This window comes from Enterobacter sp. Bisph1, assembly GCF_000814905.1.
Taxonomy (GTDB): Bacteria; Pseudomonadota; Gammaproteobacteria; order Enterobacterales; family Enterobacteriaceae; genus Kosakonia.
This window is the reverse complement of record NZ_JXAG01000051.1, coordinates 1-24624: the sequence shown is the minus strand read 5'-3', so window position 1 is coordinate 24624 and position 24624 is coordinate 1. Positions and strand designations below refer to the sequence as shown.

Below are 24624 nucleotides of genomic sequence, written 5' to 3'. Positions count from 1 at the left end.
AAATTTTAAAAAGTTGAAATATCTGTCATGCAGCCATTAACGGGAAAACTGCGTGGGGTGCAAAGGGGCGGGAGACACAGAACGTCAAGACAATAAAAAGTGAAGCCAGGGCACGCACAATGCCGCTGATAACCCTTGCCTCCACGCCTAACGCCGTCACCTTTTACCCGCCCTGCGCGAGTGTCTCCATCCCTCCGCGCTGTTTTACGTTATAGAGAGAGGGAATATACCTTTTCCTGATCTATGATTGCCGGATGCGGCTTGCGCTTAAGAGCAGAGCGAGAAGGGTCGCCGCTGCGGCTAATGTTAAGCCAATACGAACCGCATGCACGACCGTATCGCCATGAGCATTGAGCGAGAGGATCCCACCGAAAAGCGCGGCACCGAGGCACTGACCAAAAGTGCGCATAATCGCCAGCACGCCAGAAGCGTACCCGCTGTGCTCCCGGGCAGCGCTGCCCATCAGCTCTTTGTTATTCGGGCTTTGAAAGCAGCCAAAACCGATGCCGCAAAGCAGGCTGCGCAGGCAGATATCCCAAATCTGCGGCGCTTGTGGTAAGCGCGCCAGCAAAATTAACCCGACGGCAAACAGCCCCAGACCGACGGAAGCAATCATCGACGGCGGATAGCGATCGGCGAGCCGTCCGGCGTGAGGCGCAACCAGCATGATGCCTACGGGCCAGGCGGTAAACAGCAGCGCTGAGGCAAAAGCGCTGTAGCCATAAACGCTTTGATAGAGAAACGGCAGGGCGATAAAGGTGATCCCTTGGCTGACAAACGAGGTCAGCGAGGTGAGCGCGGCCAGAGAAAACCGACCAGAGGCGAAGAGCGCCAGCGGTATCAGCGGTTGCAACGCTCGGCGCTGACGTAATATAAAAGCGACTCCGGCAAGCAGCCCGACCACACCGTAAACCAGCGCTCTGTCAATCGCCCCGGCGTGAGAAAACGCGTTAGCTGCCATCACCAGCGCCCCCAGCATAATGGCCGACAATAGCGCGCCCGGGGTATCAAACGATCCTTGCTGAGCCTGGGTGGCAGAAGGGATCACGCGCAGCGTTAATATGAGCGCCAGCGTCCCAAGGGGAAGATTAATAGCGAATAGCCACTGCCAGCTCAATGTTGCCAACAGCGTGCCGCCTAAAACCGGCGCAACAGCGGTGCTGGTGGCAATTAACAAGGCGTTGATACCGAGAATGCGGCCAAGTAAACGATTCGGGAAAACCGACCGTAGGATCGCCGGGGCAATACTCAGCGTCGCCGCGCTGCCGATGCCCTGGATAATGCGCATCGTGACCAGCATCTCTAATGACGAAGCCAGCGCACAGCCGACAGAGGCCAGGGTGAAAAGGATAAGCCCTGCGGCAAACAGCTTTTGAAAGCCGATACGCGCCGCCAGCGCGGCAAAAATGGCTAGCGTCATGGCGGCAGAAAGCAGATAGCCATTGGCCACCCACACTGCGTCACCGGCGCTTACCTGCAACGCACGGGCAATTTGGGGCAGGGCGATATTGACCATTGCGCCATCAAACACCGCCATGGTGGTGCTGATCATTACTGCGATCATCGCCCATAATCGCGCACGTCCGGCTAATCCTTCATCGCCGGGCTGATCTAAAAAAAGTGTCATTACACGACCTCCGTTAATTTTGTGCTTGCGGTAAGGATAGTTTCACGACATATAGGGCGGAAGACGCAGCATTTGCACTTATAGATTGCAGTAAACGCCTTATCTCATCTTTTGTGGATATCATTTTATGAGTGAACCGGATCTCAATTTGGTGTTTGCGCTGGATGTATTAATCGCCGGACGCAGCCTGGCTGGCGCAGCGCGTCGGCCTGGACTTAACGAGCCAGTGACCTTATCGCGCGGGTTCCGGCCTCGTTTTTGATTAACTCGTCAGTTAAGCAGAGCGTAAAAATGTTTGAACTACCGGTACAAACACGCACGATTACCGTGTCGCCAATATGGCATCCGCGCGCGGAAGTTGATCCTGCCCATTGCTGGCTGCGTCAGTTTATGCTCAACGTCTGACGGGAGTCAGTGCCGGAGAAAAAGAATGAATAATCTCTCCGGCATAAGAATATATATTCGCAGCTTCAACTATTGATAATGCAATATCAGAACGAATCACTTTTAATCACTTTTCCTCTTTAGAACCTGAAATTAGTTTAATTACACATTCATATTCGCGAATAAACAATGGATGTCAAAATATGCGGGGATTGAAAAAAGACCTCTTGATAAATACCAGAGGGGTTTATAAACGCTATATGGAACCCAGAGGCACTCATTACGGAGATGAGATGTATCAACCCTTCCGGTAATAATGTTCAACGTGTCGATATTAATCGATACGGTATATTTGATTCTCACGCTGATAGATTTTTTACAAACAAGTTGGAGCTTTTAAATCATGCGTCTATTATCGATAATGGATATTGCTGTTTGCACATATAATATATACGCCCAATATTGTGCGGACAGGAAAATTAAGGAAGGTTCATGTTTCGCTGCCAGTCTTTGGTTTGCTACGGAAATGTTAAAGGGGGCCAAAGAAATTAATAAATCACAAACCAGTCTCTTTAAAGATGAACACCTTTTAAAAATGGACGATCTACTCAAAAAGCAAGGTTATAAATTTTACGATTTTAGCATGCACATACAACGTGCTTTAGAAATTGGCACCAGCAAAAATATACCATTAGATGTTTTATTAAAAATAACCACAAATTATTTAAACGAACAAGATAAATTCATGCGTATAATAACAAATAAAAAAAGCAGTAACTATTTAGATAATCAACCAGAGAATAACCTGTCCTACTCGCTTCATTCTGGGATCGAAGTTGCTAGTGAGATCAACGCCATGCTCAAGTGTCGTGAAATAAATCAAAACACGGCTTTTATTATTACAACAAAACTAACTGACGGCCCAACAGTAGAGAGCCTGAATGTACATAGTACAACCCTAATAAACTTAGAAAAATGTCTTTATCTTTACGATTGTAATTTTGGCGTATTTATCATCCCGTGGAGCGAGGATGATTCATTCAGGTGTTACAACATACTTTTATCACTTGCGCGTAGTTTAAAAATTAGCGAACCCTATAGACTTTCCGGAGGTCTGCACCATATCCGTGTGAAAATAGATATGCCTCTGGCAGAGGGGGCAGGATCAGACCAGTAGATTAGCGCTGCGCAGGGTTTCGAGAGTGGGATTCAACCTTATATATGCACAGAAATTGAATCAGGAGTTTCCAACTATGCATCTATTAACCGCAAAATACATAGCTATTTACACACGCAAGACCTATAAAAGACATTGCAAAACAAGAAACACACCTGATGGGATATGTTTTGCTGCCAGTCTTTGTTTTGCAGTTCAAATGTTAAAACGGGCACATGATAATGTTGAATCAGCAAATGGACTTTTTAAAGATGAGCATCTTTTAACATTTTATAATTTATTTAATAAGGAACCTTATCATTTTTACGATTTTAGTGCGCATATACAAAACCTGATCGAAACCGGTATCTACAAAAATATGCGACTCACTGATGTACTAAAAATTGCTGCTGGGTTATTAACGGCGCAAGAAAATTTCATTGCTAATAAAAATAAAACCACCAAACACAACAAAAAAAACCATGATAATAAATTAGTTTATACATTAGTGTCAGGAGTAAAAGTAGCTGACGAAATTGATATGATGATTAAGCATCGTACAGATTTTCAAAACATAGCCTTAATCATCACCACGAAAATTAGCGGAAACCACGATGCAAATGATCTTTTCCAACATAGTACCGTCCTGATAAACCTCGAAAAATATCTCTATTTTTACGATCCTAACTTTGGCGTGTATATTATACCCTCAACGGAAGATGATTCATTCACGTGCCAAAATTTGCTTGTTTCGATCGCCCGCAACTTAAAAATTAGAGAAACCTGCAGGCTTTCTCCTTTTCCGCATCATATCAGAGTTCAAATTGACAGGCCGTAGCAGAAGGGGCAGGCCTTCATCAGCAACATGCCGTGTTGCTAACATAAAAAAATAATAAAAGTGCTTGCGATAATGATTGATTCGCGACATATATGGCGGAAGACGCAGCATTTGCATGTATATAATGCAACAAACCCCTGGCTCACTTTTCCACGGAAAGCATGCTATGAACGAGCCCGATCTGAATTTGCTGTTTGCGCTGGATGTTTTAATCGCCGAACGCAGCGTAGCTGGCGCAGCGCGTCGGCTTGGCCTTAGCGCCTCGGCAATGAGCCGAACATTGAGCCGCCTGCGGGAAACCACTGGCGATCCGCTACTGGTGCGTGCCGGTCGCAATATGGTGCTCACGCCCTGGGCGGAAACGATAAGCACACGTACACACAACGCAGTATTTGAAGCCCGTGCGCTATTGAAACCGTTGCAACCGGAGCTTAATGTCGCGTCGCTAGAACAGATGTTCACCCTGCGCGCTAACGATGGGTTTGTGGAAGGGTTTGGCCCGGCGCTGATCGCAAAAGCGGCCGCCGCTGCGCCCGGTGTAACGCTGCGCTTTCTGCCAAAACCGGAGAAGGGGTCACGCGCGCTACGCGAGGGGCAGATTGACCTGGAGATTGGTGTGCTTAGCGAGATGGGGCCGGAAATTCGCATACAGGCCCTGTTCAGGGACCGTTTTGTTGGTGTAGTGCGTCCTTCACATCCGCTGGCACAGCGGGAACAGGTCACCGTTGACGACTATATCGCCTGGAGCCATGTCGTCGCTTCCCGCCGTGGCCTGACAAGCGGACCGGTCGATGAAGGTCTGGCAGAGCAGGGCGTTCGCCGAAAAATTGCCGCCGTGGTACCCGGCTTTCCTGCGGCACTGGCCGTAGCGCGCGCCAGTGACCTTATCGCGCTGGTTCCGGCCTCGTTTTTGATTAACCCGGCAATTGGGCAGAGCGTAAAAATGTTTGAACTACCGGTACAAACACGCACGATTACCGTGTCGCAAATGTGGCATCCGCGCGCGGAAGTCGATCCCGCCCATCGCTGGCTGCGTCGGTTTATGCTCAACGTCTGTCGGGAGTTAGTGCCAGAGAAAAACAACGAATAATCTCTGCGGCATCAGAATACTTATTAGCAAGTTCAACTTATGGCAATGCAAAATCAGAACGAATCACATTTAATCACTTTGTCTCTTTGAAACCAAAAATCAAGTTAATTGCATACTGATATTCCCCAATAAATAATGGATATCAAATCACACAGTATTTGAGAAAATTTAATAATGCGCAGGAATTGAATCAGGCGTTTTCAACTATGCATCTATTGACCGCAATGGGCATGGCTATTTATACACGAGAAATCTATCAAAAACATTGTAAAACGAGAAACGTGCCTAATCGTCTTTTGCTGCCATACAAATATAATGACAATCACATTTTATCACTTTACTTAAATCGTAAAAAATTTTAATTTTTATGCGAATATTCTGTATAAATAAAAGGATGTCAAAAATGCGTTTATTAACAAAACGTGACCTTATTATGTTTATAAGATATAGTTTTTTAAGTTACATGCAGAGAAGGGGTAGGGATAAGGGTATATGCTTTGGCGGCACCCTCTATTGGGCCGTAGAGGCTATGAGGTTTGCAGGTAAAAACAGACCCATCAAAAGTGTCCTCTATAGGGATATGGAAAAATTTTATGATTATGCAGTGCATGTGCATGATAATTACCGACTAACAAAAAAACCTAAAGAGAGCCTTGCTGCAAGGTTACAAAAAACCGTTAACATGCTAAACGATCAGGAAGAATTATCATATATGAGAGGAAAATATAATAACGGAAGCGAAAATAAACTTAGATATTTTCTGGTTAGCGGCGCCGAAGCAAAAGAAATACTAGTTCGAATAATAAATAGATTTCCGCAATATAAAAATACAGCTTTAGTTATTGGTGCTAAATTAAAGAAAAAACTACCCCCGGCTGAAGCCTTTTCGCATTGTGCAGCGATTTTGAACTACGATAATGATAATTATTTTTTTGATTTAAATACTGGAGTTTATTACTTACCACACCAGGAATCACATTTATTTGACTGCGATAGTTTGGTGGCAACGCTGGCCGAAACGTTAGAACTGAAAGATCCTTACGGTTTACCTAATGATAAGCATCATATTTTTATCATTACCGACAATAAGGCTTATAGCATGTCTGACGATGTACATATCTGACGATGTCATTTGTTCACCAAAATTCTGATTAACCCTGTATCGGGCAGGGAATAGCATTGATTGAACTGCCCGTCATACTATGCACAATTACCGTATCGCAAATGTGGCATCCGCGCATGGGAGCCGATCCCGCCCATCGCTGGTTACGTCAGTTTATGTTCAACGTTTGCCGGGAGTTAGTGCCGGGAAAATAACATAAAAAATTCCTTACAGTTCAATGCATAAAAGAATAATCAGATTCTAATCGTGCAAATTCACACCGTATCACAATTAATCACTCACCAGATTGATACCTTAATTTTATTTTCCTATATATTTCACCCTTCAACATGAGGGATTAAATGATGTATATACTCACTGATAACGATATTTTTATACCCACAAAAAATATATATCTCGGCTATCTGAACGCCCAGGATAACCAGAATTCCATTTGTTTTGGCGCAAGCCTTCATTTAGCTGTGGAAATATTAAAGCAGGCAGGCAAATATGATAAACCCACTGGCATGACGTTAAGTGAAAACCATAAGCTAAGATTCCAGGATGTGTTAATTAAATCCACACCTAAATCGAGTAAAGTAAAGCAAGCAATCAAAGACACACAACGACTGCTTATGCAAAATGAGTTAATAAAGGCCGCTAACAAACTAGAAAAACCTCATTTTCCGCTGGCCAGCGTGCGTGAATTTTATGATTTCAGCAAGTATATGCAGAAATATTATGAAGCGTGCGAATGGAGTGAACATGGTATGTTTACGCGTAAAAAGAAAATCATCAACTCACTCAATGCGCAGGAGAAACTACTTGCGCAAAGCAAACAATATAATGCCAGCCGTGAAAACCAGCTGAAATACAGTATCTACAATGGAGATGAGGCAAGTGAAAAGCTTAATGGCCTAATCAAAAACCGAGAAGACTATGAAAATACAGCAATGGTGATAACAACCAGGCGAGTGATAGCAAATGAAGGAGAATACAGATTCTCTCATACCACAGTGGTGATAAACAATGAACAAACACTCTATTTTTATGATGCCAACAGGGGGGTCTATATTTTACCTGAACCCTGGAAAATTCCTTTCAGCAATGAAAATTTGTTTTTAACATTGGCCAGAAACCTTCAGATCCATGGTCTTTATCGGCTCACAGCATTTCCACATCATATCTTTATTGAAATAGACAAAGAGCAGTAATATCGCCAGTGCTTATGGGCCGGACAGGTAAAAAGTGTGTTTGCGTTGACGATATTTTGCTGACAGCGATAGCAGGTTCCAGCTAGCAGGCTAGTTCGGATTGGGGTGCAGTTTTTATACTGTAGAATATAACAAAAGGAGTTTGAGATGAATTTTAAAAACGCAGCATTATTCGCTTCGGTTATGATTCCGCCAATGGTTTCAAATCATGCAATATCTGCAGATAACGTTACCTATTCAACCATTATAAGCAAATATAAAGAGGATGCAGGGAAAAGAAAATGCCTGCGGACCTTCTCTAATAACAGTTCCGTTTCAATGGGTGACTGTACGGCCTTAGGGGGTTCAACAGACTATACCTCCATGAGGCAGTGGGAAATCGTTCAACAGTCCGGTGGATTCTTTTTATTAAGAAACAAATATAAAAGAGATGCGAATAAAGGCCAATGTTTAAGAACCTTTAACGGGCGCGACGATGTAGGTGTAGGAGATTGTAATGCTCTGGGAGGTGCAACAGATTATAACTCGATGAGGCTGTGGAAAATTGTTGAAAATGGAAACTATGTCCAGTTGCAAAATAAATATACTCAGGATGCCGTGAAACCCAATTGTCTGCGAACATTTAATAATAATGACTCGGTGCAAATGGGTAGCTGTCGCGCGCAGGGCGGCGCATCAGACTATACCTCGATGCGTCAGTGGATGTCAGATGTGTTCCCCTTTGGTAGACCCTGGGCACCCACAGGTATCGTGCGTATTCCATACTCTTTGCCCGAAGCACCGAAATCAGGATTTGAACGTTTATCGTTCCCAATGAGAATAGACCACTCGCCTGAAGAACGTGGCTATTACTATGCGATGCAATATCGCTTCATTAATGGCAACTTAGGTTATATTGGATTGCAGCCGAGGGGAAAAAATACTGGACTGGCTATTTTCTCGGTATTTGGTAATGGCGTGACGCCGATCGCTGCGCATTGTACAGGGTCGGCAGATGGCGGAGCAGGGTCCAGTTGCTCAAAAACCATCGATTTAGTATTTGGTCACACATACAATTTAACGGTCAAAAGGGACGAAGAAAATGCAAAAGTATGGAGAGGATATGTTGAGGATACTGTCACTGGCGATATTAGCGAAATAGGCGCCTGGCAACCCAGAGACGGCTCACAAGGAATAAATAATAGTGAGGCCGGTTTTGTGGAATATTACCCTCCAATAAATGCCTGCTCGAAAATACCCGACACAAAAGTATTCTTTGGCGCTCCTGAGGCCGATTCTGGTATATCGGGAACGCTGAGAAAACCTAACGTCTACGGAAGATGTGAAGGATTGGTAGAATTTGCTACCGAGGAAAATAATGGCGGTTGGGATGTTACGTTGAGAAGAATAAACTAATAGCTGCACATTAAAACGTGGCTGTGTGAACAGCCACGTCAAAGGGGATCGTTGCTGCCAGCTGAAATTTAGCGTTCTCCCTGCAATCCAATATGGATTTAGCAGAGACCGCAGACCGTATTCGCGATAATCCTTAAATCACCAAAGATTGAAATATCGCAGTCCATTAAAACCTGAATGGTGCTGAGCCGGTTTTCGCGCTTACCAAGAAAAACGCCGTTGTGCGCACCGCATTATCCCTTATCAAAAGCCCGGCAATCGTCGCATGGAAGCATAAAGTAGACGCGTTGAAAAAGTCTTTGTTGTAAGACGACGGTCAATAACGTCCTGAAGGATCCTGAGCCGGTTCACATCGTTCATTGAGAAAAACTCCGTTCCGTATGCCGTCATGAGTCTCATCCTTTGGAAGCAGTGATTGCTGCGATGAGACTGTAGCTCGGACATGTCTATTTGGTCAGAGACGGACATCTTAATTTAGCTACTACACTATTGGTGCGCATAATGTATATTATGTTAAATGAACTTATTGCGCACAGGGATAGACCAGGACCATTTTCACCCTTATTTTCAAACCTCTATCCAAAATCTGCTTTTCATACCCTGCCCGCACTGTATTGCGGTTTCGTACGCGTTGGGCTTAAAAAACCCGACGCGGTGGCCGGGTCTGGTTGTTCTGCTAACGATGATGACTTTGCTCAGGTCGTTTGGTGCTTGTGCGTCAATACCAGATACAAAAACGCCGACAACATCGCTGCTGTCGGCTTTTTAATCGGGTCGCTAATCAGGCGTTATGTAACTGCTCACCGCAGGCCACCACGCTCGCCAGCAGGACTTTTACATCCGCAAGGCTTACCGTCGGGTTCAATAGCGTCAATTTCAGGCAGGTCACACCGTCTGCTTCCGTGACGCCAACGTTGGCGCTACCGGAAGCCAACAGCGCGTCGCCGATACGCTGGTTCAACAGCGCAACGCCAGCGAGATCGCCGTTTTGCGGACGGAAACGGAACAGCACGCTTGCCAGCTGCGGCTGCATCACCAGTTCCAGCTGCGGCTGTTCGCTGACGAACTGCGCCACCTGCTGTGCCAGCGTTACGCCGTTATCAATGATCTCGGCGTACTGCTTTTTACCCAGTGCTTCAAGGCCCATCCACAGTTTCAGCGCATCGAAACGGCGCGTAGTCTGCAGCGATTTCGACACCAGGTTCGGTACGCCCTGCTCTTCATCGAAGTCAGAGTTGAGGTACGCCGCCTGGTAACGCATCAGTTGATAATGGCGAGCATCTTTCAACAGGAACGCGCCACAGCTGATGGTCTGGAAGAACTGCTTGTGGAAGTCCAGGGTGACGGAATCCGCCAGCTCAAGACCATCGAGGAAATGACGATACTTCTCAGAGAGCAGTAACGCGCCGCCCCAGGCCGCATCGACATGAACCCAAATCTGCTGCTCAGCGGCCAGCGCGGCGATCTCCCCTAACGGATCGATAGCGCCCGCATCGGTAGTGCCGGCGGTGGCGACAATCGCCATCACCTGCTCACCGTTGGCTTTCGCGTCGGCCAGCTTCTGCTGCAGATCGCTGATGTCCATGCGTGAAAACTCATCGGTCTTCACCAGCGTCACAGCCTGGTAACCCAGCCCCATCAGCGCCATGTTCTTCTGCACGGAGAAATGCGCATTTTCAGAACATAACACTTTAATTTTGCTGAGAGCGCCCGTTAAGCCGTGCTGCTGAACAGAGTGACCACGTTTCGCAAAAAATGCATCGCGGGCCAGCATCAGCCCCATCAGATTACTCTGCGTACCGCCGCTGGTGAAAACACCGGCGTCACCCGCCGGGTAGCCCACCTGCTCGCGCAACCAGGCGATCAGCTTCATCTCGATGATCGTCGCCGACGGACTCTGATCCCACGAATCCATGCTCTGGTTAGTCGCGTTGATCAGCACTTCCGCGGCCTGGCTAATCACCAGGCTTGGGCAGTGCAGATGCGCCACGCATTGCGGATGGTGGACCAGCAGGCTGTCTTTGAGGAAGTACTCAACGGCACGCTCAATGGCGGCCTGGTTGCCCAGGCCCTGCGAGGTGAACTCAAGATTGATGCGCTCACGCAGTTCCGCAACGGTTTTGCCCTGATACATTTCAGGTTGCTTAAGCCACTGCACCACGGCCTGCGTGCTCTGCTCAATCGCTTCCTGATAGGCGGCAATACTCTGCGCGGAACCAGAGAGAATCGGATTTAAATCAGACATTCGCTCACTTACTCCGATTAAACAGGTTTTACGCCAGCGCTAAGCAGTGCGTTTTCAAACTTATCGAGGAAAATTTCCAGTTCGGCATTGCTGATAAGCAAAGACGGCAGCAGACGCAGCACGCAACCGCCACGGCCACCGCGCTCGAGGATCAGACCCGATTCGAAGCATTTTTTCTGCAGCAGCGCAGAAAGCTCACCGTCCGCCGGGTAACAACCCATATGATCCTGCGCGTCGTTCGGTTTGACGATTTCAATCCCGATCATCAGACCCAGACCGCGTACGTGACCCATCACCGGGAAACGTTTTTGCATTTCCGCCAGTTTGCCTTTTAGCCATTCGCCCTGCTCGGCGACTTTATCGGCGATACGATCTTCTTTCAGGATCTTCAGCGTAGTGAGACCGGTGGCCATTGCCAGCTGGTTACCACGGAAGGTGCCGGTATGGTGACCCGGTGCCCAGGCGTCGAACTGTTTTTTGATACCCAGCACTGCCAGCGGTAAACCGCCGCCAACCGCTTTGGACATCACGATAATATCCGGCTCGATACCGGCATGTTCGAAGGCGAACAGCTTACCGGTACGGGCAAAGCCCGCCTGCACTTCGTCGAGGATCAGCATAATGCCGTGTTCCTGCGTCACTTTACGGATGCGCTGCAGCCACTCAACCGGCGCCGGGTTCACGCCGCCTTCGCCCTGCACCGCTTCGAGGATCACCGCAGCCGGTTTACGCACGCCGCTTTCGACGTCGTTAATCAGGTTTTCAAAATAGTAAGTCAGCGCTTTTACGCCGGCTTCACCGCCAATACCCAGCGGGCAGCGGTACTGATGCGGATAAGGCATAAACTGCACTTCCGGCATCATGCCGTTTACCGCTTCTTTCGGCGACAGGTTGCCGGTCACCGAGAGTGCGCCGTGAGTCATGCCGTGATAACCGCCGGAGAAGCTAATTACACCGGAGCGGCCGGTCACTTTTTTCGCCAGCTTCAGCGCGGCCTCAACAGCGTCCGCACCGGAAGGACCGGTAAACTGCAGGCAATACTCTTTACCCTGACCCGGCAGCAGCGAGAGCAGATAAGCGGAAAACTCATCTTTTAACGGCGTGGTCAGGTCGAGCGTATGTAACGGTAAGCCACTGGTAATGACACTTTGGATGCTCTGAATGACCTCAGGATGATTATGGCCCAGCGCCAGGGTACCGGCACCGGCGAGGCAGTCAAGGTATTGATTGTTTTCAACATCAGTGATCCACACGCCCTGCGCTTTAGCGATCGCTAATGGCAATTTACGCGGGTAGCTTCTGACATTGGATTCAAACTCAGCTTGTCTGGCTAAAAAGGTCTCGTTGCTCTGCGGGAATGAATTAGCATTCAAAGAATCAATACGGACTTTATCCGTCATCATATCTCTCCTACAACCTGGGTCGTTTTAACACCCGGTTGAATAAAGGTTTAAGGGGGTCTGGAAAAAACGCGGCTAATATATGTGTTTTCGCCCGCGGACTCAATCTTTTCTTTTATACGGCTATTTCCATCATTTTCTTTAAAAATCAATCACAAAAAATATAAACGCCCATCACGCATACGGGATGAATTGTAAACAATTCTGTTAGCAAATACGTCCCGGCGGCAACATGTACAAGCGGCTGATAATGCATAACTTTTAAAACTCAGTGATTTTATTTGTTATTAAATGGTTATTTAAAGCAAACTTCACAGGCAAATAATGAATAAATCCTAAGATTTTCCATCGGTTTAATGCAAAGGGTGAGGAAAATATCGATCCGGCGAGTTAAATCACTTACTATGCCCGCGATAAAAATCCCAACGGCCAAAAAAGGAACATCTATTTCATTAAAGCGCATCACACCCGGTAACTCGTGAGAGGCAATACAGGTTATCGACAACGGGAGCAGAATCCTGGGTTGTACAGAGAAATGTTCGCGGGCGGACATTTCGTAAGGCGAAGCATTCGCGCCTTATGCCGAGAATGAAAATTTTCATGCCATAAGATTATGGCGCCCTGATATGAGATTGTTATGACTCGCAATTATCCACAAATCATCGTTGCCAAATTTGGCGGAACCAGCGTCGCCGATTTTGATGCGATGAGCCGCAGTGCCACCATCGTCCTTGCTGATAAAGCAGTTCGTCTGGTTGTTTTGTCTGCTTCCGCAGGCGTCACAAACCTGTTAGTTGAACTTTCCGGCGGTCTGGAGAGCAGCGTTCGACAAGATAAAATCGACACCCTGCGCACTCTGCAATACAACATTATTTCCCGCCTGAAACAGCCGGAAGCCATCGGTCAAGAGATCGAACGCCTGATCGACAATATCAGCCACCTTGCAGCCATGGCCGTTGACAGCCGTTCCGCTGCCCTTTGCGATGAGTTGGTGAGCCACGGGGAAATGATGTCCTCCCTGCTGTTTGTGGAAGTCTTGCGCGAACGCGAGGTGGAAACACAATGGTTCGACGCGCGTAAAGTGATCCGCACTGACGATACCTTTGGCTGTGCAGCGCCAGAAATCCACACCATTGCCGAACTGGCTGAAAAGCGTTTGCGCCCGCGCATTGATCAGGCGCTGGTAGTGACGCAAGGATTTATCGGCAGCGACGCCGCAGGCCAGACAACGACGCTGGGCCGCGGCGGCAGTGACTATACCGCCTCGCTGCTGGCGGAAGCGCTGCAGGCGGCGCGCGTGGATATCTGGACCGATGTCGCCGGGATTTACACTACCGATCCGCGCATTGTGCCGCAGGCAAAACGCATTGATACCCTCTCTTTCGCCGAGGCCAGCGAAATGGCAGTCTGCGGCGCGAAAGTGCTGCATCCGGCGACCCTGCTGCCCGCAGTGCGTAAAAACATTCCGGTCTTTGTCGGTTCCAGCGCCCAGCCGCGCGCGGGGGGAACGCTGGTGTGCCGCGATACTCAGGAGCCTCCGCGCTACCGGGCGCTGGCGCTTCGCCGTCAGCAAACCCTGTTGAAATTAACCTGTGTCAACGGACAGCCCGCGCACCGCTTTTTGGCGGAAATCTTTGCCATTTTATCGCGCCATGATGTCGCGCTGGATCTGGTGACCATCTCGGAAAGCAGTATTGCGCTGATCCTCAACGCGACGGGTTCTACTTCCGGTCAGGCCGAGACGATGACGACCGCGCTGCTGACGGAGCTTTCGTCCTACAGCCATGTTGAAATCGAGACCGGGCTGGCGTTAGTGTCGTTGATTGGCAATGCGCTCGCGCAGGCTCCGGCTATGTGCAAAGAAGTTTTTGCCGATCTGGATACCCATGCCGTACGGATGATTTGCCACGGTGCCTCCAGTCATGCACTTTGCTTCCTGCTGCCAGCCGAGTGCGCTGAGAGCGCCATGAAAACATTACACCGTAACTTATTAGAATAACGGCGGTTGCAGCGCTTCGCGCGCATACGGGTAACCGCTGGCAGCAATGCTGCCAGCGGTTACCCGGTCAGCATCGAATATGCGCTTACTGCCGCTCCCCCGCTTCGCGCCCGAAACCACCCTCCTTAAAATCCGTAGCGCTAAAGCCCGTGCCCCTTAAAGGGCTTCTTGTAATCTTCTGCGCAACCTTTCCTTTCAACCGCACACTAACGGACGTTGTATGCCCGCTCATGTTTCAAAAGATCCTTTGCACGGCGTAACCCTTGAAATGCAGGTCAACGCGCTGGTTGCCCGTTACGGCTGGCATGAATTGAGCAAACGCATCAATATCAATTGCTTTAAGAACGATCCAAGCGTTAAATCCAGTCTGAAATTTTTACGGCGCACGCCCTGGGCGCGCGCGGAAGTCGAAGCGCTGTATCTCGACTCGCTGGAAGAGAGCGCCCCGGCAGAATCTGAAGAACCTGCGTTTAATCCATGGATGCGCGATAAAACGCCCAAGAGCTGAATTTTCGATGTCACTACCCAAGACAGGCGTGCTTATTGCCGCTGCGCTGTTGCTGGTCGGCTGTGCCTCAAAAACGCCGAAATCTCTCGTTACACCGCTACCGCCGGTAGCGAAACATCCTCTCACTTCGCCATCGGCAAAAAATACGCAGCCGATGCGCGGTATCTGGCTGGCAACGGTTTCGCGGCTCGATTGGCCGCCGGTCAATTCCGTAAACCTGAGCGCACCGCTGCGTATCACGCAGCAGCAACAGGCGCTGATAACAAAGCTCGATAAACTGAAAAGCCTGGGGATTAATACGGTTTTTTTCCAGGTCAAACCCGACGGTACCGCGCTATGGCCGTCAAAGATTTTACCCTGGTCAGATACGCTGACCGGGACGATTGGCGAGGATCCGGGCTACGATCCGCTGCAGTTTATCCTTGATGAAGCCCATAAACGCGGGATGAAGGTGCACGCCTGGTTTAACCCCTATCGCGTCTCCAGCAATATTAAACCGTCGACGGCAGCAGAGCTTAATCGCACCTTACCTTTGCACCCTGCCAGCATATTTGTTCTGCATCGTGACTGGATCCGTACCTCGGGTGACCGCTTTGTCCTCGACCCGGGTATTCCGGAAGTACGCGACTGGATAACCAGCATCGTTGCCGAAGTGGTGTCGCGCTATCCCGTCGACGGCGTGCAGTTTGACGATTATTTCTATACCGAAACACCCGGTTCGATGCTTAATGACGCACAGACTTACCGGCAATATGGCCAGGCGTTTAGCTCAAAAGGCGACTGGCGGCGCAATAACACCCTGCAGTTAATTGAGCAAGTATCGCGCACCATCCGCCAGCTTAATCCCAATGTGGAATTTGGCGTCAGCCCGCCAGGGGTTTGGCGTAACCGCTCTTTTGATGCAGCAGGCTCTGACACGCGCGGCGCGGCGGCCTATGACGAATCCTTTGCCGATACGCGCCGCTGGGTGCAACAAGGATTACTCGACTATATTGCCCCGCAAATTTATTGGCCCTTCTCCCGCGACGCTGCACGGTATGATGTACTGGCAAAATGGTGGGCAGACGTGGTGAAAACCACAAACACGCGCCTCTATATCGGCGTTGCGTTTTATAAGGTTGGGGAATATTCAAAAATTGAACCCGACTGGGCGGTAAACGGCGGCGTACCGGAGTTAAAAAAACAGCTCGATCTCAATGAATCGCTGCCGCATATCCACGGCACGATCCTGTTTCGTGAAAACTTTCTCGAGCGGCCGCAAACCCAGCAGGCGGTGAATTATATTAAGAGCCGCTGGGGTGCTGAATAAAAAACGTAGTGGGTTAAGCGAAGGGTTTAAACACCCTCTGATTCGTTTAATGTGCAAGCACTTCGTTTTTTTAATAGCGCGGTAGTAAGTTTCTTTCTCTACCGCGCTATGCCGAACGATATAGCGCCCCTGTTCTCAGTGAATAGGTGTTTTTTTAACCCCTGGCACTATCGATAAGCGCGTCATAAACATTACGCAGCCGGCTGCGCAGGTAAAGCACCGCTTTATGCTTACGTGACAGCAGCGCCTGCTGGCTGACCCCCGTCTGAGCCACCAGGGTTTTATAACTCATGCCATAAAGCTCGGTTTGGACGAACATCTCGCGCTGATCTGCAGGGAGTTCCGCCAGCGCGATCTCCAGCTCTTCCCACAGCATTTCCCGCAAGTAGGCATCTTCCGGCGTTTGCGGGACACCAAATAGCGTTTCCGCCAGTTCGTCTTCCGCAAAATCGCTTTCATCCTCGCCGCCGCTAAAAAAACCGGTCAGCGGTAGCTCACGCTTTTTACGCGCCCGATCGGTCATTTCGTTGCGCGCGGCGCGGAACAACCAGGCGGCGACGTTCTCCACCGGTTGTTCAACGTTCATCAGCTGATACGTCACTTCCTGCAAAATATCGTCGGCGTCCTCACGCACCGCAGTTCTTCTGCGGATAAATGCCGTCAGCCGTGACCGACATGCATTCAGCGCGCCGATCAGCAAAGACTCCCCGGCCACGGTTTTCACCCTGGTCACTCAGCGTCCGGTTTTTTCGCGTGGCTCTCACTCTCTTGCTCGTGCGGGCGTTGCTCTGCCCGTTCGTCAAAGCGCGAGTGCCAGCCGCAACGATCGCGCCGGCCAAACCCTTCGCGGCGCTGCTGGATAAAGGCTTCACGCTCCTCCGGCGTCATCTGCATCCAGCGCTCATGCATACGGCGTCGCGCCATACCAAACATGCCGCCATGAAAGCCAAGCCCACCAAACAGGATGCGGCTCAGCACTAAAACGCCCAGCGCCTGCCAGAAACCAATACTTTTTACGCCGAGGATCGCGGGCAGCAAAGCATTCCATAAGGACATCACCAGCAGCCCCAATACAATAAAGACCACCGCCCCAATGATCAGCGGCTTCATCATCCGCGGGCCTGAAAACCCATGCCCGTGTCTGCGCCTGTGCATATCGAAATCTCTCATCTTTTTCTACTCCGTGGTGTTAGTAAATCATGCTTGTTATGAGGTAGACGGATGAGACAGAAAAATATTGCTAAAAAAATGAATTAAATCATAAATAATTGATAGCAAAAGAAATTAATAGAATGAATAATCCGATGGTCGATAAACACAGGGTGATGCTTTCTGGCTGTGTCGTTTTTGATAAAGAAAAAACGCTTTTTGCTGATTAAAAATACCACTCTCACGTTAGTAGATTATTTTATGAGCAGCCTTAAAAATTTTTTTCACCGTTTAGATATAAAAAAGCCGTGCTGCTAAATAGCTGGCACGGCAAGAGGCGGTTAATAACAATTAAACCTGGTGAGGGCGATACGGGATATATACAGTGAGGATTGGGTTAATAAATTAACCGCCTGCGTAAAAAGAGGCAGTTGTCATTTTATTTTTTCTTGTACACATCGGCGGTAGCGTGAATTTTTCGCTTGGTTTGGTCGGAGGTCACAACATAGACATCACCGCCCTTCTTGTCCGCTTCTTTGCTCAGTTCATGGCGCGCATCCATCGGCGACATCTCGTCGGCCGTGGTGATCTCGCCGACCTTTTCATACTGGGATGAGACTTTATCAAACTCTGCTTTTTCCATTAATTTAGCGGCCAATGCATTACCTGCTAATAATGTTAAGGCGCTAAAAATCACGATGCTTTTTGTGTTCATTACGCATGCTCCGGATAGTTTTTAACCAGTAAGGAATAGCGGAAATGCAACGTCTATCATTTACTCTTTAACCTTAGACTAAGCCAGAAATAATTCAACGTGGCGAAGCGAAGGTTATTTGAGCAATATGATCGGTATAATAAAAATATTCATGTATATAAAATGTCATATATAATGACGCGCGCTTATGCAGCCTCTTTTACATTTCAGGAGTTCGGTGATGAAAGATTCACACCTCAACCTTCCGGCGGGTTACTTTGGCATTGTGCTGGGTATTATCGGTCTGGGTTTTGCCTGGCGTTTCGCCGCCACGATCTGGCCGGTGACGGCTATCCCCGCCGACAGCTTAATTATTCTGGCGGTGGTGATTTGGGCGCTACTGATGATGGCTTTTGTCAGCCGCCTGTTTCGCCACGGTGCCAGCGTGCTGGAAGAGGTTGCGCATCCGCTCAAAAGCAGCTTTGTCAGCCTTGCCCCGGCCACCTCGATGCTGGTGGCTATTGGTATTCATCCCTGGTGTTACCCGCTGGCGCTGGGGCTGTTTCTTATCGCCGTGGTGATTCAGCTTATCTATGCGGCGTGGCATACCGGCGGGCTCTGGCGTGGTCAGCACCTGAAAGAAGCGACCACGCCAGGGCTCTATCTGCCGACGGTAGCGAATAACTTTATCAGCGCAATGGCCTGCGGCGCGTTCGGTTTTAACGATGTCGGGATGCTGTTTCTTGGCGCGGGGATCTTCTCCTGGCTGAGTCTCGAACCGGCAATTTTGAGCCGCATGCGCAACCTCGATGAGATGTCGCCCGCGGTGCGCACATCCCTTGGTATCCAGATGGCTCCCGCCTTCGTTGCCTGCAGCGCATGGCTGAGTGTTAACGGCGGCCAGGTCGATGTGTTTGCCAAACTGTTATTCGGCTATGGTCTGTTACAGATGCTATTTATGCTCAGACTGATCCCGTGGTACAGCGCGCAGCCGTTTAATCCGTCGTTCTGGAGTTTTTCATTCGGCGTAGCGTCGCTGGCTTCTACCTCGATTCGTCTGGGACATGGCGCACCGGGCGGCGCGCTCTACTGGATTTCCTTCCCGCTGTTTATCGCTGCCAACCTGGTGATTGCGTTGTTGATGGTCAAAACCCTGATGCTATTACTGCAGGGCAAATTACTGGTTCGCACCGTGCGTGGTTAAAACGCTAAAGATGTTTAGTGAGGGTGGTTTTGTTGCGATCGCCCTCCCGCTCAATCTGTAGGCTATCGACGCTGAGTAAAATCAGCATTAACCCCCTGCCGCTCTCCCGATCCTTTTCGCTATCGCTGCCGATTTTGTCCCGTGCTTTGCGCAACGACTGTGGAGGAAACGCCACGCCATTATCGATAAAAACCACCTGTGCCGCAGTGTTGCGGCACTCAAAAGTGACGGTAAAATGGCGACAGCACTCTTCACCCAGCGCATGGCGAATCACATTGGCCGCCGCTTCACACACCGCCAGATCGAGGGCAAAGCGCCACTTGTCATCCACCGGCAGCGCGGCCATATGCCGCTGGAGCCAGGCGGCCAGCGGCGCTAACGAATTAAGGGATGCTGGCAGGATAATCGCGTCAGACATCGCGCTTACCTGGCCAGCTCGGCGCAGGCGGCTGCACGATCGTCGCAAATACGAAAGACCCGGTCCATGCGCGTCAGGGTAAACATATTACGAATGCCCGGTTTCAAATCGCAAACCAGCATCTCCCCTTTGCCATTCATCATTTTCAGTAGCGACACCAGCGTTCCCAGGCAGCTACTGTCTATAAAATCGACCCGGCTAAAATCAATAATCAGCGCGTGGTGCGCATCCGCCATCTCATTAGCGATCTGCTCTCTGAATGAGGCCGCCACCGAGGCATCCAGTCGCCTGACTACCGGCGTCATAATCGTCATCTGCGGCATGTGTTCGATTTCAATGTTCATCCTGCTACCCTCTGCGCTCAATAATTAATAGCGACACATCATCGGTCATGGTCCGGTCGCGCCCGCCGTCAGGGTTACGCCACTGGGTTAAATGTTCACCAAATAACGTCAGCAGCGTCTCAATATCATGGTCGCGCCGTTGCGTAATCCACTGTTGTAAGCGTTGATCGCCAAACTGCTCCTCGTCTGCCCCCTCGCACTCGGTAATGCCATCGCTGAACAGGCATAAACGCTCTCCTTCATGGAGAGTGAAATGGGTATCTTCCCAGCACATCTCCGCCAGTAGCCCGACGGGCGCGCCGCCGTTACCCATTTGCCGCACACGTCCATCCGGCGAGACGATAAACGGCGTCGGATGCCCGGCCTGGCACAGCGTTCCGCAGCCGGTTTGCCGATCGATAACGCCATAGATCAAGGTGAAATAACTCACTACCTCTGCGTCTTCACTGCAAAAACGCGTATTCAGCATCTGCACCACGTCCGCCGGTGACGCCACGCCGCCCTGTTCATCAAACAGAAAACGTTCAACGACGCGGCCATGAAGAAACTGCCGTGCAACCGCCAGCGACATCATCGCTGCACCAACGCCATGCCCGGCGACATCAACGAAATAGAACCCCAGATGACCATCCAGCGGAAAGATATTAAAAATATCGCCAGAAACCCACGCCGAAGGGAGAAACAGCCAGTCGGCAAACCAGGCCTCGTAGCGCAGCTGGTGCGCCGGTAATACCGCACGTTGCAAACGCGCCGCCACCTGTAAATCCTGCTCAATCTGGCTTAAGGCTTGCGTGAGGCGATTATTATGAGCGGCAAGGCTTGCTTCCAGCGCCAGGATACGCGACCCGGCATGCAGACGCGCCCGCAGTTCACTTTGGTTAACAGGCTTACTGAGAAAATCATCCACTCCTGCCTCGAAGCCTTCGGTGAGATCGTCAGCGCTTTCGCGTGCCGTCAGCAAGATCAAATAAACATAGTGACCAAATTCAATGTTGCGAATAGCGCGACACAACGCCAGCCCGTCCATCACCGGCATCTCCCAGTCGCTAATCACCATGCTAAAAGGCGTTTGCGCCATCATCGCCAGCGCCTCTTCGCCGTTCTCCGCTTCACTCACCCCATAGCCCCACTGCGCCAGCAGATTGGCCAGTAAACGGCGATAGATTAACGAGTCATCCACAATCAGAACCTGTTTTCGCTCCGTCATCATGGCTCCTAAAGGGGTAAAAACCAGATCAGGCTCACGGTGCCTTCCCGGAAACGCGCATTGCCGTTTTTATGCCCCGGGAAACGCGTGCCCTGATAATTACTGTACTGAATAGAGAGCGAGCCCGGCGTGTAAGAGGCATAACCGAAGCTGTAGCTATAATCCCCGTTCCACGGCTGCTGCTGGTGGGTGTCGGGAAACCAGAAGGCGGTGGCGCGAACAAAAAAGTGCTGCTTAAAGGTGTAGCCGCAGCCGCCAAGCATCAGATTTTTATTCGCTTTTACGCTGTTGCTCTGCAAATCGTAGTAACGCGGTACCCAGCTGTAACCGACCTGGCAGGTCAGCGCGTCCTCGTCGTTAATCAGCAGCCTGCTCTCAATCGGCTTGGGTAAAGAGAATTTATACGCCAGCGTGACCGTCCCCTGTTCAAACCAGGTCTGGCGCTTATTGCCGGAGGTCCAGAAATGGTTATCACCATCGTTGCTGTAGACCAGGCTTAGGGTATTGGGATGCCAGTCGTCATAGCCGAAGCTATAGCGAAAATCCGTGGTGTAGCGGCTGGTATCGGTGATGGGTACGCGGTTGGTGATATTGGCAAACCAAAAGCTATAGGGGGAATACTGCATGCTCAGGTTTAGCGTCTGGTTAAGCTTCTTTTTGCGCGTCGCCGATTCAGAACTGTTGGGGATAGTGATCCACTGCTCTTTTAGCCCTGAATTAAAACTCAGCGACGCGGAGAATGTGTCGGTATTCCCGGCAAACAGACGCCCCCAACGGCTGTTTAATCCTCCTGCGGGCACTTTTTCCACCGTAGGCTGTTGCGCCGCTGGGTCCGGGGTGTTTTCCTCTGCCTGGGCCTGAAATATCACACCGAACAGCAGCCCTGCCAGTATAAGTTTTTCCCGCATCGCATCTTCCCTCAATTGGGTATCCAGCGCCCGCCAACATGGTATTTCGCCAGCAGCCATAACACGCCCAGCACGCTCGCGTGGATAAGCGTGTTAGTAAACCAGGCCTGGCGCCATAAACCGAAGGTGACAAACTGGCTTACCGCCAGCACCACAAAGACATGCACCGTGAAGGTGTACAAAGAGCGCTGTCCGAGCGGGATAAAGAACCAGCCGAAGGCACGATAGAACGGCGTCCAGTAGCGCGTCAGAATGAGGTACACCGTCACCAGCAGGCTAATATCGTTCAGCACCCGCACCGGGCCGAGGCCGTTTTTCGCCGCCCAGGTATGATAAAAGGCGTTGAAATCCTCGGGCGTAATAACGTGCAGCATCAATCCCGGTGGGATAAACGGATTGGTATGGTTTTGCGCGATAAACGCCAGCGCAACGGCAATCGCCACCAGCAACACTAATAAACATTTGCCGCCCGGTGTCTGCGCCAGTGAAAACAGTTCCTCTTTGTACCAGCCGCAGCACATTCCCAGCACATAAATCAGTTGCCAGGCCAGCAGCGGAAAGGCAAATTCAAACTCCGATTCGGTAATGCGCAGGGGGTGAATTTGCCAGAAACAATAGAGCGTCAGCGACAACAGCAGTAACCAAAATACGCGCCCTTTCCTCAGTAACCACAAAAATAACGGGCTAATAAGTAATAGACAAATATAGAGCCCGAGGATCTGCGTCTGATGGGGGCCAATTTGCAAATACAGAATGATATTAAACCAGGTATCGCGAATTTGTGGGCTGGTGGGAAATAAAGACCATGAAGTCCCTGTGAAACGATCGGTAAAATGGGTCACTTCAAAGGTGTTAATAAAATACAGATGTGACAGTAGCAAAATTGAAAGTATGATGATGATATTGACCAGATATATTTTCCAGGCGCGCCGCCAGAGCGCCCAGGAAATCGTTAATAACACGGCTTTTTGTAAACGTGTTCGATTAAGCATACCGAGCATGAACCCGGAAAGAATAACAAACCCTTCCGCCCCGGACGTCAGGCCAAATCGTTCCCAGGTGAAAATATTAAAAATCGACATCACTTCCGTATGGGCCACCACCATCATAACCAGCGCCACGCCGCGCATCATATCGATACGCAGATCGCGACTTCCGGCAACTGCATACTGCCACGTTGTCTTTTCACGCTTTTCTGCTATCGCGTGAGGCGCAGGCTGGCTTATTTCCATCGCGTAAAAGGTGCCTTAAAAAAAATAGAGAAGTATATATTTATTAGCGTAGTTCACCTTTCGCGGCATATGTAACACCTTTTATTTTTGCGCCAAAATATATCCTTAAGCAGTGCTCAGCATTAATTAACTCACTCTTACAGATATTAACAGCCGGTCTTGAAAGTTAGCCCCGGGCTTCTACACTGACGTTAAAGGCATTTTTATCAACCCATTAAAGCCGCATCGATTTTTTATTTAGCGAAAAAATTATTCAAGTGTAAATAATTCACAAGGCAGGATATCTCCATTATGGGTTTCTATTTTTCCCGGTTCGAAACGCGTCGCCCGCCAGAACCTCTGTCCACGCCCGGATGGGTGAAAAAAGCATGGCAAATTTTAGCCGTTGCGGCGCTGATTCTGGGGGCCAATTATATTCGCTGGCGCTGGATGGAATCCCTGAATATGGATGCGTTGTGGTACGCCATTCCCCTTGTGGTAGCAGAGACGCTGGCGTGGATCGGCACCGCATTATTCACGATTAATTTGTGGCAAGAAAAAGATGTCCCGCAGCAAAGCCCACCGGCAGATATTAACCAATGCCTTCATCCTGACGATGCCGTCGATCCCCGGCCGCTAAAAGTCGATCTGTTTATCGCTACCTACTCCGAGGATGTGGAACTGGTGCGTTTATCCATTCGCGACGCCCTGAAAATCGCCTATCCCTGGCCGCTGGATTACCGCATTCATGTGCTTGATGACGGGCGTCGTCCGGAGATGAAAGCCGTTTGTGATGAAGAGGGGGTGAATTATATCACCCGCCAGAACAATATCGGTTACAAAGCGGGAAATCTGCGCAACGGCCTGGAGCAAACCGACGGCGATTTTCTGGTGATTTGTGATGCCGACACGCGCGTCTTTCCGACGTTGCTCAGCCATACGCTGGGCTATTTTCGCGATCCGGACGTCGCATGGGTACAAACCCCACAGTGGTTTTACGATCTACCGGAAGGCGAACGGTTGCCGCGCTGGCTTAAGCGTAAAACCGGCAAAGCAGGCTATGCCCTCGGCTGGACTATTGAGAAAGCCTGCGGCCCGGTAACGATTGGCCGCGACCCGTTTTTTAACGATCCGCGGATGTTTTACGATGTGATTTTACGCCGACGCAACTGGGCGAATGCGGCGTTCTGCTGCGGCGCGGCGTCCATTCATCGGCGGGAAG

22 protein-coding genes and 2 pseudogenes are annotated in these 24624 nt (G+C 49.8%); 13 read left to right on the top strand and 11 right to left on the bottom strand.

Going from position 1 to position 24624, the window contains the following annotated elements:
* Nucleotides 1-241 precede the first annotated feature (241 nt).
* Nucleotides 242-1627 carry an MFS transporter gene (locus RW65_RS19115; RefSeq protein ID WP_039058413.1) on the bottom strand — a complete coding sequence of 462 codons (1386 nt, stop codon included), beginning with the start codon at nt 1625-1627 and terminating at the stop codon, nt 242-244.
* Between the two features lie 219 nt (nt 1628-1846).
* Between RW65_RS19115 and RW65_RS23415 the strand changes: the two are divergent.
* The 8 genes and pseudogenes from RW65_RS23415 to RW65_RS19085 form a co-directional block, all read left to right on the top strand.
* Nucleotides 1847-2032: pseudogene (locus tag RW65_RS23415) on the top strand (LysR family transcriptional regulator); the annotation flags it as partial.
* A gap of 382 nt (nt 2033-2414) precedes the next feature.
* Nucleotides 2415-3188 carry a hypothetical protein gene (locus tag RW65_RS19110; protein ID WP_156124034.1) on the top strand — a complete coding sequence of 258 codons (774 nt, stop codon included), beginning with the start codon at nt 2415-2417 and terminating at the stop codon, nt 3186-3188.
* 76 nt (nt 3189-3264) lie between these two features.
* Nucleotides 3265-4005 (top strand): hypothetical protein, encoded by a 741-nt coding sequence (locus tag RW65_RS19105; RefSeq protein WP_156124033.1) that lies wholly within the window; start codon nt 3265-3267, stop codon nt 4003-4005.
* A gap of 166 nt (nt 4006-4171) precedes the next feature.
* A complete protein-coding gene (locus tag RW65_RS19100) occupies nt 4172-5095 on the top strand; it encodes a LysR family transcriptional regulator (protein WP_039058410.1) in 924 nt (307 codons plus the stop codon).
* 403 nt (nt 5096-5498) lie between these two features.
* On the top strand, nt 5499-6218 hold the full coding sequence (locus RW65_RS19095) for a hypothetical protein (RefSeq protein WP_039058409.1): 720 nt from the start codon (nt 5499-5501) through the stop codon (nt 6216-6218).
* A gap of 50 nt (nt 6219-6268) precedes the next feature.
* Nucleotides 6269-6412, top strand: a pseudogene (locus RW65_RS23110) (LysR family transcriptional regulator); the annotation flags it as partial.
* Nucleotides 6413-6559: 147 nt separating this feature from the next.
* On the top strand, nt 6560-7411 hold the full coding sequence (locus RW65_RS19090) for a hypothetical protein (protein WP_039058408.1): 852 nt from the start codon (nt 6560-6562) through the stop codon (nt 7409-7411).
* Between the two features lie 147 nt (nt 7412-7558).
* Nucleotides 7559-8806 (top strand): DUF3472 domain-containing protein, encoded by a 1248-nt coding sequence (locus RW65_RS19085; RefSeq protein WP_039058407.1) that lies wholly within the window; start codon nt 7559-7561, stop codon nt 8804-8806.
* Nucleotides 8807-9587: 781 nt separating this feature from the next.
* Here the strand turns inward: RW65_RS19085 and RW65_RS19080 are convergent.
* Nucleotides 9588-11051 (bottom strand): pyridoxal phosphate-dependent decarboxylase family protein, encoded by a 1464-nt coding sequence (locus tag RW65_RS19080; protein WP_039058406.1) that lies wholly within the window; start codon nt 11049-11051, stop codon nt 9588-9590.
* 17 nt (nt 11052-11068) lie between these two features.
* A complete protein-coding gene (locus tag RW65_RS19075; protein WP_039058405.1) occupies nt 11069-12454 on the bottom strand; it encodes a diaminobutyrate--2-oxoglutarate transaminase in 1386 nt (461 codons plus the stop codon).
* Nucleotides 12455-13088: 634 nt separating this feature from the next.
* Between RW65_RS19075 and lysC the strand changes: the two genes are divergently transcribed.
* The 3 genes from lysC to RW65_RS19060 all read left to right on the top strand — a co-directional run bounded on the left by lysC (nt 13089) and on the right by RW65_RS19060 (nt 16267).
* Entirely contained in the window at nt 13089-14450 is a 1362-nt protein-coding gene (gene lysC, locus RW65_RS19070; protein WP_039058404.1) for a lysine-sensitive aspartokinase 3, read from the top strand.
* Between the two features lie 220 nt (nt 14451-14670).
* The gene (locus tag RW65_RS19065; RefSeq protein WP_039058403.1) at nt 14671-14958 is read left to right on the top strand and encodes a VF530 family protein; all 288 of its coding nucleotides are present in this window, start codon (nt 14671-14673) and stop codon (nt 14956-14958) included.
* A gap of 7 nt (nt 14959-14965) precedes the next feature.
* Nucleotides 14966-16267 (top strand): glycoside hydrolase family 10-like protein, encoded by a 1302-nt coding sequence (locus tag RW65_RS19060; RefSeq protein WP_039058402.1) that lies wholly within the window; start codon nt 14966-14968, stop codon nt 16265-16267.
* Nucleotides 16268-16421: 154 nt separating this feature from the next.
* Here the strand turns inward: RW65_RS19060 and RW65_RS19055 are convergent, their stop codons facing one another.
* From RW65_RS19055 to yahO, 3 genes are all read right to left on the bottom strand, one after another.
* Nucleotides 16422-16991 (bottom strand): sigma-70 family RNA polymerase sigma factor, encoded by a 570-nt coding sequence (locus tag RW65_RS19055; RefSeq protein ID WP_039058446.1) that lies wholly within the window; start codon nt 16989-16991, stop codon nt 16422-16424.
* A gap of 5 nt (nt 16992-16996) precedes the next feature.
* The gene (locus tag RW65_RS19050; protein WP_039058401.1) at nt 16997-17437 is read right to left on the bottom strand and encodes a hypothetical protein; all 441 of its coding nucleotides are present in this window, start codon (nt 17435-17437) and stop codon (nt 16997-16999) included.
* 418 nt (nt 17438-17855) lie between these two features.
* Nucleotides 17856-18131, bottom strand: coding sequence for a DUF1471 family periplasmic protein YahO (gene yahO / locus RW65_RS19045; protein WP_039058400.1), 276 nt, complete (start codon nt 18129-18131; stop codon nt 17856-17858).
* Nucleotides 18132-18351: 220 nt separating this feature from the next.
* Here yahO and tehA point away from each other — a divergent pair, with 220 nt between their 5' ends.
* Entirely contained in the window at nt 18352-19314 is a 963-nt protein-coding gene (gene tehA, locus RW65_RS19040) for a dicarboxylate transporter/tellurite-resistance protein TehA (RefSeq protein WP_039058399.1), read from the top strand.
* Nucleotides 19315-19318: 4 nt separating this feature from the next.
* Here the strand turns inward: tehA and RW65_RS19035 are convergent, their stop codons facing one another.
* The 5 genes from RW65_RS19035 to opgC are packed head-to-tail and all read right to left on the bottom strand — an operon-like array spanning nt 19319 to nt 23324.
* Entirely contained in the window at nt 19319-19732 is a 414-nt protein-coding gene (locus tag RW65_RS19035; protein WP_039058398.1) for an ATP-binding protein, read from the bottom strand.
* A 5-nt stretch (nt 19733-19737) separates the two neighbouring features.
* Nucleotides 19738-20076: an STAS domain-containing protein gene (locus RW65_RS19030; RefSeq protein ID WP_039058397.1), complete on the bottom strand. Its 339-nt coding sequence runs from the start codon at nt 20074-20076 to the stop codon at nt 19738-19740.
* A 4-nt stretch (nt 20077-20080) separates the two neighbouring features.
* A complete protein-coding gene (locus RW65_RS19025) occupies nt 20081-21283 on the bottom strand; it encodes a PP2C family protein-serine/threonine phosphatase (protein ID WP_039058396.1) in 1203 nt (400 codons plus the stop codon).
* A gap of 8 nt (nt 21284-21291) precedes the next feature.
* Nucleotides 21292-22191, bottom strand: a complete 900-nt coding sequence (locus RW65_RS19020; RefSeq protein ID WP_039058395.1) for a hypothetical protein — start codon at nt 22189-22191, stop codon at nt 21292-21294.
* Nucleotides 22192-22202: 11 nt separating this feature from the next.
* Complete coding sequence (gene opgC / locus RW65_RS19015; protein ID WP_502685568.1) at nt 22203-23324, bottom strand: OpgC domain-containing protein; 1122 nt, start codon at nt 23322-23324, stop codon at nt 22203-22205.
* Between the two features lie 390 nt (nt 23325-23714).
* On the opposite strand from opgC, the gene RW65_RS19010 reads away from it, so the two are divergent.
* A partial coding sequence (locus RW65_RS19010) for a glycosyltransferase (RefSeq protein WP_039058394.1) occupies nt 23715-24624 on the top strand: 910 nt, incomplete at its 3' end.